The following is a 15,019-nucleotide window of genomic DNA, read 5'->3' as shown; positions in this document are numbered from 1 at the left end:
CTCAGTCGTGGTCCGGTATGCCGCGCACCCGGTGTTCGGCGGCGTTCAAGGTTTCGACCAGGAGACGGCGCACGTGGCCACCGCGGGTGCGGTAGAGCATGCGCCGGCCGGCCCGCCGCCGGACCACCAGTCCGGCCAGTTCGAGCTTGGCCAGATGCTGCGAGACCGCCGGCCGGGCCAGCGATACCCGGGCCGCCAGCGAACCCACATCCAGTTCGTCGTCGCCGCTCAGTAGCCACAGCAGCCGCAGCCGAGTGGGATCGGACAGCATGCGCAGTGCCGTCGAGGCCGCGTCCACGAGATCCGGGGGCGGGAGCTCGGACCAATGACTACTAGAATCGTGTGCGTACACGAGCACGTATTCTTCCCGCTCGGCACGGATCGAGGAGTCCAGGGTTGTCACTGTTCGCCCATCGCGCCTACCGGCGCCTGTTCGCGGCGCAGGTATCGGCCCTGTGCGGCACCGGTCTGGCCACCGTGGCGCTGGGACTGCTCGCCTATCAATTGGCCGGGAAGGACGCGGGCCTCGTCCTCGGCACCGCGCTGACGATCAAGATGGCCGTGTACGTCACCGTCGCACCCGTGGCGGCGGCCTACGCCGATCGGTTGCCGCGACGCGGGTTGCTGGTGGCACTGGATCTCGTGCGCGTCGCCGCGACACTGACCCTGCCATTCGTGCAGGAGGTATGGCAGGTCTATTTGTCGATCGCGGTGCTGCAGACGGCGTCGGCCGTGTTCACCCCGGCCTTCCAGGCCACGCTGCCCGATATCCTGCCCGACGAACGCGAATACACTCGGGCGCTGTCCGCGTCACAACTCGCCGCGACGATGGAGAGCCTGCTCAGCCCGGTGCTGGCGGCGTTGTTGCTCACCGTGCTGGATTTCCACCGGCTGTTCGCCGGTACGGCCCTGGGCTTTCTCGTCTCCGCGATACTGGTCGCCGGCACGGCGATTCCGAACCCGGTCCGCCGCGCGGCGACCGGGATATGGCACCGGACCGCCGCCGGTCTGCGGATCTTCGCCGCGACCCCGCGGCTACGCGGGCTGCTCGGGGTGAACCTCGTGGTGGCCGCGGTGGGGTCGGTGGTGATGGTCAATACCGTCAACTACGTGCGCGATGTGCTGGGCGGCTCGCCCGCCGATGTCGCGGTGCTGCTGGCGGCGAACGGATTCGGCACGATGCTCGCGGCCCTGGCGCTGCCCCGGGTGCTGGACCGGGTCGGTGAGCGCCCGATCGTGCTCGCCGGGGCGGCGACTCTCGTTCTCGCCATCGCGATCGCGATCGCGATGGCGCGGTATGTGCCCGACAGCCGGACCGCCGCCCTCGCGGTCTGGGCACTCATCGGCGCCGGTACCGGGCTGGCGATCACTCCCGCCGGGCGGGTGCTGCGGCGCTCCGCACACCCGAAGGACCGGCCCGCCCTCTTCGCCGCCCAGTTCTCGCTGTCGCATCTGTGCTGGCTGATCACCTACCCGCTCGCGGGCCGGCTGGCCACCTCGACGGGGTTCGCCACCACCTGGATCGTACTGGCCCTTGTCGCCGGCGCCGGTCTGGCCGCGGCGGTGCGGTACTGGCCCCGGTACGATCCCGCCGCACTCGGCCACGTCCACGACGGACGGACCGATCCCGGGCATGTCCACGACGCGATACCGGTGGGCGCGAACAGCTACCGGCACACCCACACCTTCGTCATCGACGACGATCATCGGCGGTGGCCCACGCCGGTCGGCTGATCCGCCAGTCTCCGGTTGGTGACCCGCAGCTGCCGAGCGGTCGTCACGGCGAGCGTGCGTGCCTGTACCGGAGTCAGGAGGCCACACAGCCGGTCCCAGTGCAGGGCGACCAGCTGCCCCGGCGCCGCCTCGGGCACGGCGGAGTACCCGTCCTCCCACACGGGCACCGACAGCGCCGCCGGCGCGCTCAGCAGCAACCGGCCCGCGTCGAAGCGCAGCCGGCGGCGCCGCACCGTCAGTTCGTCGCCGTGCCTGGCCGTCACTGTGGCCCAGCTGATCCGGCAGCAGTCGAGTACGCGAATAGGCTGTTCCCCGCCGCGACCGAGCAACCGGGTCCAGGGGTAGATGCCGAAGACGTGGAAGCAGTGATTGGCCGCCGCCTCACCGGCCAGCGATTCGTCGGCGAGGTACTGCCAATAGTGCCCGGCGGCCGGGCCGATCACGGCGAGTAGCTCGGTGACGAAGGCCTCCGGATCCAGTCCCGCGCCGACGCCGCCGCCGATCCAGTACGACTCGACGAGCCGATGATCCAGCGGATCGGCGATACCGGTCATACGCGACATCACGCGCAGGTAGGGCCAGGCCCCGGTGAAATGGCGCGCCGCGGCCCGCACCCGGTCCGCGGTGCCGCCGCGCAGGGCCGACGTCTCGGCCGGGCCGCAATAGCCGAGCCGGTTGGGCGCGTAGGCGTACCGGGCGAACATCTCGGTTCCCCGGGCGGCGGCGGGCGTGCTCACGGGTCCACCGGCACTTCGCGCCGCCACCGCTGTTCGACATCACCGAACCGCCAGACGGCCGCGGCGGCAGCCCAGGTCAGCACGAAGAGCCCGACGATGATGAATCCCATCGCGCCGAGATCGAGCGCACCGATCCAGGCGAGCGGACCGGTGGTGAGGTCGAGCTTCTCGGTCAGGATCGAAATGATCTCCTGCGCCCCGATCAACAGGGCCACCGCGACCGACAGGCCCGTAACCACGAAGTTGTAGTAGATCTTGCGGACCGGGCCCGCGAACGCCCAGCCGTAGGCGAAGTTCATGAATGTCCCGTCCAGGGCGTCGAACAGCGACATACCCGCCGAGAACAGCACGGGCAGTACGAGAATCGCGTACCAGGGCAGGTCGGTGGCCGCCGCGCCACCGGCGATCACGAGCAGACCCACCTCGGTGACGGTGTCGAAACCGAGTCCGAACAGCAACCCGACCGGATACATCTGCCAGGGCCGGCGCACCGCGCGCATGAGTGGACCGAAGACGCGGTTCAGTGCGCCGCGGTCATCGAGCCGGCGTTCGAGTTCGGCTTCGTCGTAGGCACCGCCGCGCATCCCGCGGAACACCCGCCAGATCCCGATCAGCGACACCAGGTTCAGCAGCCCGATCAGGATGAGGAAGGTACCCGACACACCCGTACCGAAGACGCCCGTCCACTGCTGCAACCGCGAATTGTCGTCCTGCAGATTGACCGCGAGCGCCTTCACGCCGGCCGCCAACAGGGCGACCAGCACGAACACGATGGTGGAATGCCCGAGGGAGAACCAGAAACCGACCGACAGCGGTAGCTGGTTCTCGGCCACCAGTTTGCGGGTCGTATTGTCGATCGCGGCGATATGGTCGGCGTCGAACGCGTGCCGCATACCCAAGGTGTAGGCAGTGATTCCGAGACCGGCGCCGAAGACGGCGCCGTCCACGAGATAGCCACCCGGGACCACCAGGAACAGCAGTGTCGCGAAGCCGATGAGGTGCAAGGCGACGATCGTGAGGATCATCCCGGCCACGCCGCGGCGCTGCGCGGAGTCCAGATCCGCCCATCCCGCTCGCAGGGCCGCCACCGATTTCCGCACCGTCGGTGTACCTCGTTCCTTCCGGGCGGCGGTCCCCGCGGACCCGCCGTGTCAACAGATCCGTGGCAACTGCTCACCGGCGGGCAGGTCGACCACCCGCGTACCGCCGAGCGCGGTGCGCGCCACCACCATTCCCGGATGCTCTTCGACACAGCGGCCGATCACCGCCGCATGCGCACCGAGCGGATGGGCGCGCATCACCGCCAGTACCCGCTCCGCGTCCGCGGGCGGTACGAAAGCGACCAATTTGCCCTCGTTGGCGACATACATCGGGTCCAGGCCGAGCAGCCCGCAGGCATCTCGTACCGCGGCCGGTACCGGTAGTGCCGTCTCGTCCAGCGAGATCCCCGTCCCGGCGGCACGGGCGATCTCGTTCAGCGTCGCGGCCACTCCGCCGCGGGTCGGGTCGCGCAGTACGTGCAGATCGGCTCCCGTTTCCAGCATCGCGGCCACCAGGCCGCCCAGCGGGGCGGTATCGCTGAGCACCGTCGTCCCGAACTCCAGGCCTTCGCGGCAACTCATCACCGCGATACCGTGCACCCCGATCTCACCGCTGACCATGACGATATCGCCGGGGGCCGCGCGCTCGGGCCGGATATCGACGCTGTCGGCGAGGACACCGATACCGGCGGTGTTGACGAAGATGCCGTCGCCGTGCCCGGCGTCCACGACCTTGGTGTCGCCGGTCACCAGCGAGACACCGGCCGCCGACGCCGCGGTGCCGAGCGCCTCGGCCACCTGGGCGATCTCGGACAGCGCGGTGCCCTCTTCGAGAATGAACGCGGTGGACAGCACCAGCGGCCGCGCACCGGCCATGGCCAGATCGTTGACGGTGCCGTTCACCGCGAGCTCGCCGATCGAACCACCCGGGAACACCAGCGGTTTCACGACGAAGGAATCGGTGGAGAAGGCCAGTCGGGTGCCGCCGACCGTGACGACCGCGGAATCCCCCAGGCCGGCGTCGGCGGCGGCACCGAAGGCGGGAAGGAAGAGGTGCTCGATCAGCTCACCCGACATGGCCCCGCCACCGCCGTGACCCATCACGATGTTCGGTGCGTCGCGCAGCGGCATCGGGCAGACCCACGCATCGGCATCGATCGTCACCGCCGGGGTCCTCGGATCCTCACGCATGGGCCACCTCCGCGGGCTGGTCCAGCCGGCGGTACAGGTAGTAGGCGGCACACGCGCCCTCCGAGGAGACCATGGTGGCGCCCAGCGGGTTGCGCGGTGTGCACTGCGTGCCGAACGCGGCGCATTCGGTGGGTTTGATCAGACCCTGCAGCACCTCCCCGGACCGGCAGATCGCCGATTCGGCCGCGTGCAGATCGTCTACCGCGAACCGGTGTTCGGCGTCGTAGTCGCGGTAGCGCGGCGACAGCCGCCACCCACTGTCCGGGATCACGCCGATGCCCCGCCAGGCCCGGTCGGTGACCTCGAAGACATCGTCGAGCATGGCCTTGGCCGCCGGATTCCCGGCCTCCGATACCGCGCGCGGATAGGCGTTCTCCACCTCGTGCCGGCCCGCCTCGAGCTGCGCCACCGTGCGACGGATGCCCTCGAGGATATCCAGCGGTTCGAAACCGGTGACCACCATGGGGGCCCGATAGCGCTGGGCCAGCGGGGGATACTCCCGGGTACCCATCACCGTGCACACATGCCCGGCCAACAGGAACGCCTGCACCCGGCACTGCGGCGATTCCATGATGGCGGCGATCGCCGGCGGCACCAGCACATGCGACACCAGCAGGGAGAAGTTCTCGATACCGAGGCGCTGGGCCTGGTAGACGGTCATCGCGTTGGCCGGGGCGGTGGTCTCGAAGCCGATCCCGAAGAAGACCACCTGACGGTCCGGGTTCGCCTTGGCCAGCTCGAGCGCGTCCAGCGGCGAGTAGACCACGCGGACGTCGCCGCCTTCGCTCTTGACGTGGAAGAGGTCCTTCTCGCTGCCCGGAACCCGCAACATATCGCCGAAGGAGCAGAAGATCACCCCGGGCCGGGCGGCGATCTCGAGGGCTTTGTCGATGACCTCCAGCGGGGTGACACACACCGGGCAGCCGGGGCCGTGGATCATCTCGATCCGGTCCGGCAGCAACTGGTCGATTCCGTGCCGGATGATCGAATGTGTCTGCCCGCCACATACTTCCATGATCGCCCACCGGCGGTCGGTGGTGGCTCGGATCCGGTCGAGAAGTTTCTTCGCCAAGTGCGGGTCACTGAATTCGTCGAGATATTTCACGGCTCCTCCTCGGGGTCTCGCTGCCGCGGCGCTTCCGGGTTCTCCACTCCCGCCTGCGCGGCCGCGACGGCGAATCCGTCGGCGAACTCCTCGTTCAGCACACCGAGGTGTTCGAATTCGGCCAGGGTCGCCAGTGCCGATTCCTCGTCCAGCCGGTTGATGGCGAATCCCACATGTACGACGACGTAATCGCCGATCGCGGCATCCGGGATGTACTGCAGGCATACGTCCTTGTGCACGCCGCCGAAATCGACGACCGACATCAGCGTGCCGTCGCGCTCCTCGAGGCTGAGTACCTTTCCGGGAACTGCCAGGCACATGATCGTCCTCCTTCTCCACTCAGCCCGCGGCCACCGCGAGCACCTGACCGAACGCGAGACCGCCGTCGTTGGGGGGCAGCCGGTGGTGGGTGAGCACGGTGAAACCGTGTGCCCGCAGCAGCCGCCGGGTGGCCGACAACAGCAGCGCGTTCTGGAACACACCGCCCGAGAGGGCGACGGTCGTGGCCGGTCCCGGGTGGGCCAGCGCCGTCTCCAGCACCAGCCGCGCGAGCGCGGCGTGGAACCGGGCACCGATCACCGCGGCCGGTACCGCGTTCGCGGTATCGGCGATCACCGCCGCGAGCACCGGGGCGGGATCGATCGACACCGGGTCGCGGCCGGTCTCGATCGCGAACCGGTACTCGACACCGCCGGTATCGCCGCGCCGGGACACACCTTCGAGCTCGATGGCCGCCTGCGCCTCGTAGTCCACGGTGTGGCGGACTCCGGCCAGCGAGGCCACCGCGTCGAACAACCGGCCCATACTCGAGGTCGGCACACATCCCAGGCCGGTCTCGAATTGGTGGGCGAGCACCGCACGTTCGGCCGCCGGGCAGGCGCGGACCGAGGCGATCGCGGGCCGCCATTCGATACCCGCCGCCCACAGATGCGCCAGCGCCATCCGGTACGGCCGGTGCACGCTGGTATCGCCACCGGCCAGCGGCACGTATTTCAGATGCGCCAGCCGGCGGTAGCCCTTGTACCCGGCGGCCAGGAACTCACCGCCCCAGACCGCTCCATCGGGGCCGAACCCGGTGCCGTCGAACGCGACTCCCAGCACGGTGTCGGACGGCCCGAGGCCGTGCTCCCCCATCACCGCGGCGATATGCGCGTGGTGGTGCTGCACCGTGCGCACCGGCCGGTCGCCGGCGGCGCGACGCGCCCACTCCGTGGATCGGTAGGCCGGGTGGGTATCGGCCGCGAGCTGGGTGGGGCACACACCGGTCAGTTCCCGCAGGTGCCGTTCGGTGGCGTCGAAGGCCCGCAGCGTCGCCAGATCGTCCATATCGCCGACGTGCTGGCTCAACCAGGCGTATCGGCCGTCGGCCACCGCGCAGACGTTCTTCAGATCGGCCCCCACCGCGAGCGTCGGTGCCACCGGCACGGGCAACGCCAGCGGCAGCGGCGCGTATCCACGCGACCGGCGCACCGGTGTTTCGGCACCGTCGACGACGCGCACCACCGAATCGTCGCAGGGCACCAGGATCCGGCGGTCGTGCCACAGCCATCCGTCGGCCAGCCCGGCGAGGCGATCCCGGGCGTCCGCGTCGTGATAGCAGATCGGTTCGCTGCTGCGGTTGCCGGAGGTCATCACCAGCACATCGGGACCGGCCGGATCGCCGGGGAGCCCGAAGAGCAGGATGTGCAGCGGGGTGTAGGCCAGCAGCACACCGAGATCCGGGTTACCCGGCGCGACGGATCCGGCGACCTGCCGGGCCCCGCGCGGAAGCAGCACAATAGGGCGCTGCGGCCCGGTCAGCAGTCCCGCGGAGACGTCGTCGAGCCCGGCTATCCCACGGGCGACCGCGAGATCCGGCGCCATCACCGCGAAAGGTTTGGCGCCGCGGCGTTTCCGGCGGCGCAACTCGGCCACGGCGGTCTCGTTCGTCGCATCGCAGGCCAGGTGATATCCGCCGACGCCCTTCACCGCGAGAATACCGCCCGCGCGCAGCAGCGCCCGGGCGGCGGTGAGCGGTTCGCCACCGATCGGCCCGGCGTAGTGCAGGCGAGGGCCGCAATCCGGGCAGGCGATGGGCTGGGCGTGGAAACGACGATCGGCGGGATCGTCGTATTCCCGGGCACAACGCTCACACATCGGGAAATCGGCCATCGAGGTCCGCGCCCGGTCGTAGGGCAGGGACGCGATGATGGTGAATCGCGGACCGCAATTCGTGCAGTTGACGAAGGGGTGCCGATAGCGGCGGTCGCCGGGATCACGCAGTTCCGCGGCACAGGCCGCGCAGATCGCGATATCGGGTGAAGCGAGCGTACGCCCGCCGCCGGCGGTGGTGCCGGCGATGCGGAATCCGGTACCGCCGCGGACCGGCAGCTCCCGGCACTCGATCGATTCCACCACGGCCAGCGGCGGCGGAGCGGTTCGTAGCCGACGTTCGAACTCCGCGAGGTCGGCGGGGTTCCCCTCGGTCTCGATGAACACTCCGCTGCTGTCGTTGGACACCCGGCCGCTCAGCGACAGCTCCGCCGCGGTGGTGTAGACGAACGGCCGGAACCCGACGCCCTGCACCACGCCGCGCACCACGAATCGGCGCCGCGCCCGGTCGGCCGTCACGGCTGCTCACCCCGGCCGAGCAGGCGCAACCCCGCCATCGCCTCGGCCGCGCCGGCCGCATCGGTCTTCTCGACCGCGAAGCCCATATGGATGACCACCCAGTCACCCGGGCGCGCCGGATCGTCGGTAAGCAAACCGATGTTCACCCGCCGCTGTTCACCGGATACATCCACCACGGCGATCTGGCGGTGATAGCCGTCGGGTACCGCCACGACCCGGCCGGGAATACCGAGGCACATGGTCACACCTCCTGATGTGGGCGGAGCAGGTCGGCGACAACGCGACCCACGGTCGCGACGGCCGCCTCCACCGCGTGACCGACCGGGGCGGACAGCCCGAGGCCCTCGTCCACCGATTCGACCTGGCACCCGACGACCACGGTCGGGGGCATGGTGCCACCCAGCGCCCGGACACCGGCGAACACCGCCGCCGGATCCATCGCGTGGGCATCCAGTGCGGCGGTCCCGGCGTGACCGGGCTCGGCCCGTACGACTTCGATCCGTCCGGGCGCTCCGCGATCGGGCACGGCGTCGACCAGCACCAGCGCCTCCCACGGGTCGAGCAGGTCATAGGCCAGGTGCATACCGCGGATGCCGTAGTCCACCACCCGCACACCGGCTGCCGGGTGCTCCGGCAGCCGCCGCACCACCTCGGGTCCGAAACCGTCGTCGCCGAGGAAGATATTGCCGATCCCGGCGACCAGCACGGTATCCGTCGGCTCAGCCCTTTCCGTCGGTCGGCGTCGTCGCCCCGCCGACATCCTGGTCGTCGACCGTCCCGGTCGCCGTCTCCTCCGGTTCGTTGGCCGTCGGTTTGCGCTCCTCGTAGGGCGGAACGGCCGGTTCGCCACCGGCGGGCGGCTCCGTGGTGAACTCGGCCTCCCGCTCGGCATCCTGGCCGTGCGCGGAGGTCATCTCCTCGTGACCGATATCGCCCGGTTCGCGTTCGGTGGGTCCGCCGGCCACGGTGTCCGCACCGGTATCGCGCGAGCCCGGCTCGCCGCGTACCTGCTGTGGTTCTTCTCTCGGGTCCTGCATCGTGTCTCCTTCCGATCCGCCGCTACATATGCCGGATCTTCAGATATCTCCGGAGGTCCGGTACCGACCGCAGGCCGAGGTAGACACCTGCTGCCGCCAATACCGCCACCACCGCTGTCGAGACAACTCCCACCGTCTGCATCACGCACTTCCTTTCACTTCTCGGGGCCGTCGAGCGGCTCCAGTTCGTCGGGCGCGAAATAGAGGTACCGGCCGAACCATTCGTGCAGTTCGGCCGCGGGGTCGTCGTCCAGTACGACCCCGACATGCGACTCCCCGTCCACGTCCTGGTGCACCGAGACGACACGCGCGGGCGCCCCGTCGACGAACAGGTCCTGGGCGTCGGCTCGCCGGGAGGGGTGCAGCCGGACCCGGCTGCCCCGGCGCACCAGCACACCCGCCACCGGTACCGCGTCGCGGTCCGGACGGACGGCCCGGTCGGCCATCGGATCCCACCAATTCATCCCGTCCGGGACCTCGGGGACCGGACGGGGCCGTTCGGTCCGTGCCGCCCGCCCCGACGCCTGCTCGCGGCCGCCGTCGTGACCTCGGCCGGCGGCTCGGTGATCCGGTGCCGGACCCGGTTGCCGTAAGACGCCGTGCAGCTGCCGCATCTCTTCCGGCGACAGGGCATCGCAACGGTCGATGATCTCGGCTGCGCGCGGGTCGGTCGCCCGTGCCTGCGCCTTCTCCTCGTCGGTCATCGTCATCACCCGCAGGGTGAGGATCTCGTCGATCTCGGTGGAATCGAACAGCTCCCCCGCGCTCTGCGCGGCGATCTCGGGATGGTCGTAGAGGATGATCGGCGAGATCAGCAGCAGGCTGTGATCGCCGGGCGGGCCGGCGAGCACCGGGAAGCACCGGTGCGACGCGCAGCGTCGGACCGCCGGCGCGGCCGCCGCCGGTGGATCCAGTGCGGAGATGAACTGCCCTCCGCGCAGCTGCCCGATGACGTGCGCGCCGATCAGCGAACGCGCGAGGGCGTCCTGGCTGCCGGTCGCGGGGGCGCCCACATTGCGGACCTCCGCCGTGAGCCGCAGGAACCCGCCGGCGCGCTCGACGGCGACCGCGAATTCACCGGCGAGCGATTGCCGGGTCCGCACCAGGGTCCCGGCCACCCGCCCCGCATCGTCGGCGATCTCCTCGGTATCGAAGCCCGCGGGGACGGCCAGCGGGCGAACGAGGGATTCCGCGTCCGCCGGGCCGACCACGATTTCCTGGGTGACGGCTTCATCCCAAGAAAGCCACAAGCGCGCACCGGCGGACAGTTCCGCGCACGGCCGGCCGTCACCGCCGAGCACCTGCCGCCGCTGCAGCTGGAGGAACCGGACAGTCCACGTCAGCACCGGGTCCGTAGCGGGGTCCAGCAGGAACTCGGCCGACAGTGACGACTCCTCGCCGAATCCCGCCGCGGCCGCCCCCGGCGGTCCCAGCACGCCGAACTGCCAGCGCGCCATGTTCTTGCGCGTGGTCGCCCGGTAGGGATAGAGCAGATAGCCCTCGTAGAGCACCGCGTCGGCGACGGCGCGGGCCCGGGCCAGCGGTTCGGCGGTCACGGCCGCTCCTCGGCGAGCGCCAGCAGCCGGGTCACCGCATCGTCGAATCCGAGCAGACCGTGGCCGGATTTGTAGGCGGCCAGCTCGTCGAGGGTGTCCCGGTGCAGGCGGACCCAGCCGGCGTTGGGGTAGTGCGCGGCCATGAGCTCCTGCCACACCGACACCGGCATGTCGAAGGTGTCCTCGCGGTCCCACGGGATCTGCTGGATCGCGAACCCACCGCTGCCCTTGATGAACACCGTGCCGCTGAACAGGAAGAGCAACGGCACCGAGCCCTCACGCAGGGCGTGCAGGTATTTCGATCCGGTCACTTCGAAGTCGTAGGTGCACGGCATCGGCATATCCACTTCGGCGCCGCCGGAGAACCCGGGCACCATGGTGGCGCAGTGCATCCACAGGAAGGACCGCTGGGTATCCCGCCAGCGGTCGCGGGTACCGAACAGGTCGGTCAGCCCGGCGCCTTCTTCGTCGGAGTACCGCCGGCGCGACGGCTGGATGCGGACCTGCGCACGCAGGGCGATCGCGTGGACGGGATCGTCGGCCAGCGACGCGATGCCGACCCGGGCGGACAGAATCGGCGCGGCGGAGTAGGGCTGCGGCGCGATCTCCAGCACCGCGAACGTCGTCGAGTGCACGGGGCTCATAGCGCGGCCCGGGCCCGGGCCGAGGCGGCCGCGAAGAATTCGTCCAGGTATTCACGCACATCCTGCCCGCCGTCGAAACCGCGCCACAGCAGGCGCATCCGGCCGACGAATTCGTAGCACGCGTCGATCGGCAGGAGCAGGCAGGCAGCCCGGTCGATATCGTTGTCGGGAACGCGGATCAGCAGGGCCTCGACATCGGCGGCGAGCACATCCAGCTCCGGGTGCCGCCGCAGGATCGCGTTCCACCGGTCCAACGGCAGTTCCGATTCCGTCGCGCCCGCCGGGCCGGGATAGAACGCCACGGTCCGGTCTTCCGCGGAGTTGTGGAAGAAGAAGGCCAGCCCCACCGGTATCTCCAATGCGTCCCACTCCGCCGGACCGATCGTGAACCCGGGAAAGGCGAGATAGCGTTCGGGCACGGCCCGGTACCGCAGGGCCGCCTGCTGGTCCACGAACAGCAGATAGCACCCGCGGCAGACACACATCAGCTGCCGGCCCTCGATATCCACGACGTGCTGGTGTTCGGCGGCGATGGGCTCCGCGCACATCTCGCAGCGCTCGCCCACCCGCGGGGCGGGCGGGCGTTCGGCGGTGATCCGCCGGAGTACCCGCGACGGCGTGTTCACCCGCCCACCCCCACCGGCACGGCCACCGACAGTTCACCGGACCGTACGAGGACCGGGAGCGGTTCGAGGTGACCGTCGCCGTCGAGACGCGCACCGGCCCGTACGACATCGAAATGCGCGCGACAGGTCGGACACCGCAGGACCGCGTCACCGACCGGGTACCCGGCTCGCCGGTGCAGCGCGGCCCCCGCGAGCGAATGCCCGCAGGCCGGGCAGTGATCCCGGTAGGCGAACAGCTGCTCACCCACCCGGCAGGCCAGCACCGGATGGCCGGCGACGGCGAATCCACCCACTTCGCCGGCTACGAGTTCGGCCAGTTCGGGAACCGCCACCCAGCTGCCCACCGCACGGTCGTCGGCGCGCACCCGGGAGAACAGCGAGTCGGTGGAGATCAAGCCCGCCGGTTCCGGTTGCGCGGCCACGACTTCGATGGCCTCGATCTCCGGCGCGGCGGTGCGGATCGCGTCCTCCACGGCCAGTTCCAAGGTCACCGACGAAGACGGGCAGCTGCGGCAACTGCCGGTCAGCTCCAGCCGGACCACCCCGTCGACGAGGCCGACCAGGGTGACATCACCGCCGTGCGAACCGAGATACGGCCGCACACTGTCGAGTGCGGTCCGCACCCTGGCTTCGACATCGTGCGGGTGCAGGCCGTGCACGAGCAGCAGGCTCGCGACCAGATCATCGCGCGCCAGGAGTTCGACCGATGCCGGGTCCAGCAGTTCGACCACACGGGCCAACCCCGCGCCGTACAACCCGGCCACCTCGCGGACCAGTTCCTCGGCCCGTTCCCGGGCGACAGCGCCGCCCGCCGAACTGGCCTCCAGCAGCGTGTCGATCCGGTCGCCCGCCGCGCGCCAGCGCTGCCCGTCAGGTGCTGTGTCGCCCGGTTCGTGCGGGGCCGCGTTCACCTCACTCTCCCGTCGCCGGTACCGGATTCACTCCGGTGTGGCCGTCTGCGTCGGCGAATGCAGTTTCCGCAGGCTCTGCCCCTTGCCGAGGTACATGTGCACACCGCACGGCAGGCAGGGATCGAAACTGCGGACGGTGCGCATGATGTCGATGCCCTTGAAGTGCTCGCGGTCGTTCTCCTCGAAGATCGGCTGGCCCTGCACCGCGTCCTCGTACGGACCCGGGGTGCCGTAGCTGTCGCGCGGACTGGCGTTCCACGGGGTGGGCGGATACGGGTGGTAATTCGCGATCTTCCCGTCCCGGATCACCATGTGGTGGGAGAGCACACCGCGCACCGCCTCGGTGAAGCCGCAACCGATGCCCTCGTCGGGCACCTGGAACTCCTCCCAGGTCTTGGTGTGCCCGGCCCGTATCTCCGCGAGCGCCTTCTCCGCGAAGTGCAGCGCGCAGGCCGCGGCGTAGGCCTGGAAGTAGGTCCGGGCGCGGTCACGTTCGATGGTGTTGCTGCCGTGCGCGGGGATCTTCCATTCCAGGGTGACCGGGCCCGCGAGCGCGGTCTTGGGCAGGTTGATCTGCACGCTGTGGCCGGTGGACTTCACGTATCCGATATCGACCAGCTCGGCCAGCGCTGTCGACCACAGCCGTGCCAGCGGCCCGCCGCCGGTGTCCAGGGCCAGGTGGTCGCTGCCGTCGAACCAGCGCGGCGACATGACCCAGCTGTACTTGTCCTCCAGGTCGCGTTTCTGCGGCCGGGGATTGGTGTGCTGGTTCCAGGGGTGCCGCCGGTCCACCGGGTTTCCCAGCGGGTCGGTGGCCACGAACGTCTCCTGGTCGGTCCAGTCCTCGTAGTACGAACTGCCCAGCAGGATCCGCAGGCCCAGATTGATATCCACCAGGGAGGTCGTGAGCAGCTTGCCGTCGACCACCACGCCCGGGGTGACGAACATCTTGCGACCCCAGTCCTCCATATCCGCGTAGGAGAAGTTGCAGAACTCGGGATCCTGGAACGAGCCCCAGCAGCCCAGCAGTGTGCGCCGCAGACCCACCTTGTCGTAGCCGGGTATCGCGTCGTAGAAGAAGTCGAACAGATCGTCGTGCATCGGCACGACCTTCTTCATGAACTCGACGTAGCGCATCAGCCTGGTCATGTAGTCGGTCATCAGCTGGACCGTCGCCGTGGTGCCCGGCCCGCCCGGGTACAGCGTCGACGGGTGCACATGCCTGCCCTCCATCAGGCAGAACATCTCGCGGGTGTACCGGCTCACCTGCAGGGCTTCCCGGTAGAACTCCCCGGTGAAGGGGTTCAGCGCCCGCATGATGTCGGCGATCGTGCGGTAGCCGTGTGCCTGAGCGTGCGGGGCGTCGGTCCGCTCGGCCACCGCGAGCACGCCGGGATTGGTCTCGGCGACCATCTTCTCGCAGAAGTCCACACCGACCAGGTTCTCCTGGAAGATGTTGTGGTCGAACATGTATTCGGCCGCCTCACCGAGGTTCACGATCCACTCGCCCAGATGTGGCGGCTGCACGCCGTAGGCCATGTTCTGGCAGTAGCAGGAGCAGGTCGCGTGGTTGTCGCCGCAGATACCGCAGATACGGCTGGTGATGAAATGGGCGTCGCGTGGGTCCTTACCGCGCATGAACACCGAGTAGCCGCGGAATATCGACGAGGTGCTGTGGCACTCCACGACTTCGCTGTTGTCGAAATCGATTTTGGTGTAGATCCCGAGACTGCCGACGATGCGGGTGATCGGATCCCACGCCATCTCGACGAGGCTGTCCGGTTCGATCGTCCGATGTGACGGCTCGGGGATGATCTGTGTCATCGCC

The 15,019-nt window shown here is 69.5% G+C and carries 17 protein-coding genes; 1 reads left to right on the top strand and 16 read right to left on the bottom strand.

The features are described from left to right. Position 1: 1 nt before the first annotated feature. Complete coding sequence (locus NS4_RS02095; RefSeq protein ID WP_245664987.1) at positions 2-403, bottom strand: ArsR/SmtB family transcription factor; 402 nt, start codon at positions 401-403, stop codon at positions 2-4. On the opposite strand from NS4_RS02095, the gene NS4_RS02090 reads away from it, so the two are divergent. Continuing rightward, complete coding sequence (locus tag NS4_RS02090; protein ID WP_063057732.1) at positions 397-1,734, top strand: MFS transporter; 1,338 nt, start codon at positions 397-399, stop codon at positions 1,732-1,734. The two genes, NS4_RS02095 and NS4_RS02090, sit on opposite strands and share 7 nt — an antisense overlap. Here the strand turns inward: NS4_RS02090 and NS4_RS02085 are convergent. The 15 genes from NS4_RS02085 to NS4_RS02020 form a co-directional block, all read right to left on the bottom strand. After that, entirely contained in the window at positions 1,704-2,471 is a 768-nt protein-coding gene (locus NS4_RS02085; protein WP_281218514.1) for a DUF6390 family protein, read from the bottom strand. The two genes, NS4_RS02090 and NS4_RS02085, sit on opposite strands and share 31 nt — an antisense overlap. Next, positions 2,468-3,529: a Nickel transporter NicT gene (nicT, locus tag NS4_RS02080; protein ID WP_218020292.1), complete on the bottom strand. Its 1,062-nt coding sequence runs from the start codon at positions 3,527-3,529 to the stop codon at positions 2,468-2,470. Before nicT ends, NS4_RS02085 begins: the two co-directional genes overlap by 4 nt. A 93-nt stretch (positions 3,530-3,622) precedes the next feature. After that, positions 3,623-4,702, bottom strand: coding sequence for a hydrogenase expression/formation protein HypE (gene hypE, locus NS4_RS02075; protein WP_063057731.1), 1,080 nt, complete (start codon positions 4,700-4,702; stop codon positions 3,623-3,625). Continuing rightward, entirely contained in the window at positions 4,695-5,807 is a 1,113-nt protein-coding gene (gene hypD, locus NS4_RS02070; RefSeq protein ID WP_063057730.1) for a hydrogenase formation protein HypD, read from the bottom strand. Before hypD ends, hypE begins: the two co-directional genes overlap by 8 nt. Then, positions 5,804-6,127, bottom strand: a complete 324-nt coding sequence (locus NS4_RS02065; protein ID WP_063057729.1) for a HypC/HybG/HupF family hydrogenase formation chaperone — start codon at positions 6,125-6,127, stop codon at positions 5,804-5,806. Before NS4_RS02065 ends, hypD begins: the two co-directional genes overlap by 4 nt. A gap of 19 nt (positions 6,128-6,146) precedes the next feature. Continuing rightward, the gene (gene hypF / locus NS4_RS02060) at positions 6,147-8,417 is read right to left on the bottom strand and encodes a carbamoyltransferase HypF (RefSeq protein ID WP_084486533.1); all 2,271 of its coding nucleotides are present in this window, start codon (positions 8,415-8,417) and stop codon (positions 6,147-6,149) included. Then, on the bottom strand, positions 8,414-8,656 hold the full coding sequence (locus tag NS4_RS02055) for a HypC/HybG/HupF family hydrogenase formation chaperone (protein WP_063057728.1): 243 nt from the start codon (positions 8,654-8,656) through the stop codon (positions 8,414-8,416). Before NS4_RS02055 ends, hypF begins: the two co-directional genes overlap by 4 nt. A 2-nt stretch (positions 8,657-8,658) precedes the next feature. Beyond that, a complete protein-coding gene (locus NS4_RS02050; protein ID WP_063057727.1) occupies positions 8,659-9,177 on the bottom strand; it encodes a hydrogenase maturation protease in 519 nt (172 codons plus the stop codon). After that, positions 9,137-9,454 carry a hypothetical protein gene (locus NS4_RS02045; protein WP_063057726.1) on the bottom strand — a complete coding sequence of 106 codons (318 nt, stop codon included), beginning with the start codon at positions 9,452-9,454 and terminating at the stop codon, positions 9,137-9,139. The genes NS4_RS02050 and NS4_RS02045 overlap by 41 nt, the downstream gene beginning before the upstream one ends. Before the next feature lie 22 nt (positions 9,455-9,476). Next, positions 9,477-9,596, bottom strand: a complete 120-nt coding sequence (locus NS4_RS33950) for a DUF6893 family small protein (RefSeq protein ID WP_439955752.1) — start codon at positions 9,594-9,596, stop codon at positions 9,477-9,479. A 13-nt stretch (positions 9,597-9,609) separates the two neighbouring features. Beyond that, positions 9,610-11,010, bottom strand: a complete 1,401-nt coding sequence (locus tag NS4_RS02040) for a hypothetical protein (RefSeq protein WP_063057725.1) — start codon at positions 11,008-11,010, stop codon at positions 9,610-9,612. Further along, positions 11,007-11,654 carry a DUF6084 family protein gene (locus NS4_RS02035; protein WP_063057724.1) on the bottom strand — a complete coding sequence of 216 codons (648 nt, stop codon included), beginning with the start codon at positions 11,652-11,654 and terminating at the stop codon, positions 11,007-11,009. Before NS4_RS02035 ends, NS4_RS02040 begins: the two co-directional genes overlap by 4 nt. Next, positions 11,651-12,280 carry a DUF5947 family protein gene (locus NS4_RS02030; protein ID WP_063057723.1) on the bottom strand — a complete coding sequence of 210 codons (630 nt, stop codon included), beginning with the start codon at positions 12,278-12,280 and terminating at the stop codon, positions 11,651-11,653. The genes NS4_RS02035 and NS4_RS02030 overlap by 4 nt, the downstream gene beginning before the upstream one ends. Beyond that, positions 12,277-13,191 (bottom strand): NifU family protein, encoded by a 915-nt coding sequence (locus tag NS4_RS02025; protein ID WP_063057722.1) that lies wholly within the window; start codon positions 13,189-13,191, stop codon positions 12,277-12,279. Before NS4_RS02025 ends, NS4_RS02030 begins: the two co-directional genes overlap by 4 nt. Positions 13,192-13,218: 27 nt before the next feature. Continuing rightward, complete coding sequence (locus NS4_RS02020; protein WP_063057721.1) at positions 13,219-15,015, bottom strand: nickel-dependent hydrogenase large subunit; 1,797 nt, start codon at positions 15,013-15,015, stop codon at positions 13,219-13,221. Positions 15,016-15,019 lie beyond the last annotated feature (4 nt).

The organism is Nocardia sienata NBRC 100364 (assembly GCF_001613205.1).
GTDB lineage: Bacteria > Actinomycetota > Actinomycetes > Mycobacteriales > Mycobacteriaceae > Nocardia > Nocardia sienata.
Note: the sequence above shows the minus strand (reverse complement) of the source record. Positions and strands in the feature narration are given on the sequence as shown.

What these genes read in the sequence shown, in the direction of transcription:
- hypE (WP_063057731.1), bottom strand. Translation starts at nt 4,702, where the DNA reads ATGCGTGAGGATCCGAGGACCCCGGCGGTGACGATCGATGCCGATGCG.
- NS4_RS02065 (WP_063057729.1), bottom strand. Translation starts at nt 6,127, where the DNA reads ATGTGCCTGGCAGTTCCCGGAAAGGTACTCAGCCTCGAGGAGCGCGAC.
- NS4_RS02055 (WP_063057728.1), bottom strand. Translation starts at nt 8,656, where the DNA reads ATGTGCCTCGGTATTCCCGGCCGGGTCGTGGCGGTACCCGACGGCTAT.
- NS4_RS02050 (WP_063057727.1), bottom strand. Translation starts at nt 9,177, where the DNA reads ATGTCGGCGGGGCGACGACGCCGACCGACGGAAAGGGCTGAGCCGACG.
- NS4_RS02045 (WP_063057726.1), bottom strand. Translation starts at nt 9,454, where the DNA reads ATGCAGGACCCGAGAGAAGAACCACAGCAGGTACGCGGCGAGCCGGGC.
- NS4_RS33950 (WP_439955752.1), bottom strand. Translation starts at nt 9,596, where the DNA reads ATGCAGACGGTGGGAGTTGTCTCGACAGCGGTGGTGGCGGTATTGGCG.
- NS4_RS02035 (WP_063057724.1), bottom strand. Translation starts at nt 11,654, where the DNA reads ATGAGCCCCGTGCACTCGACGACGTTCGCGGTGCTGGAGATCGCGCCG.
- NS4_RS02020 (WP_063057721.1), bottom strand. Translation starts at nt 15,015, where the DNA reads ATGACACAGATCATCCCCGAGCCGTCACATCGGACGATCGAACCGGAC.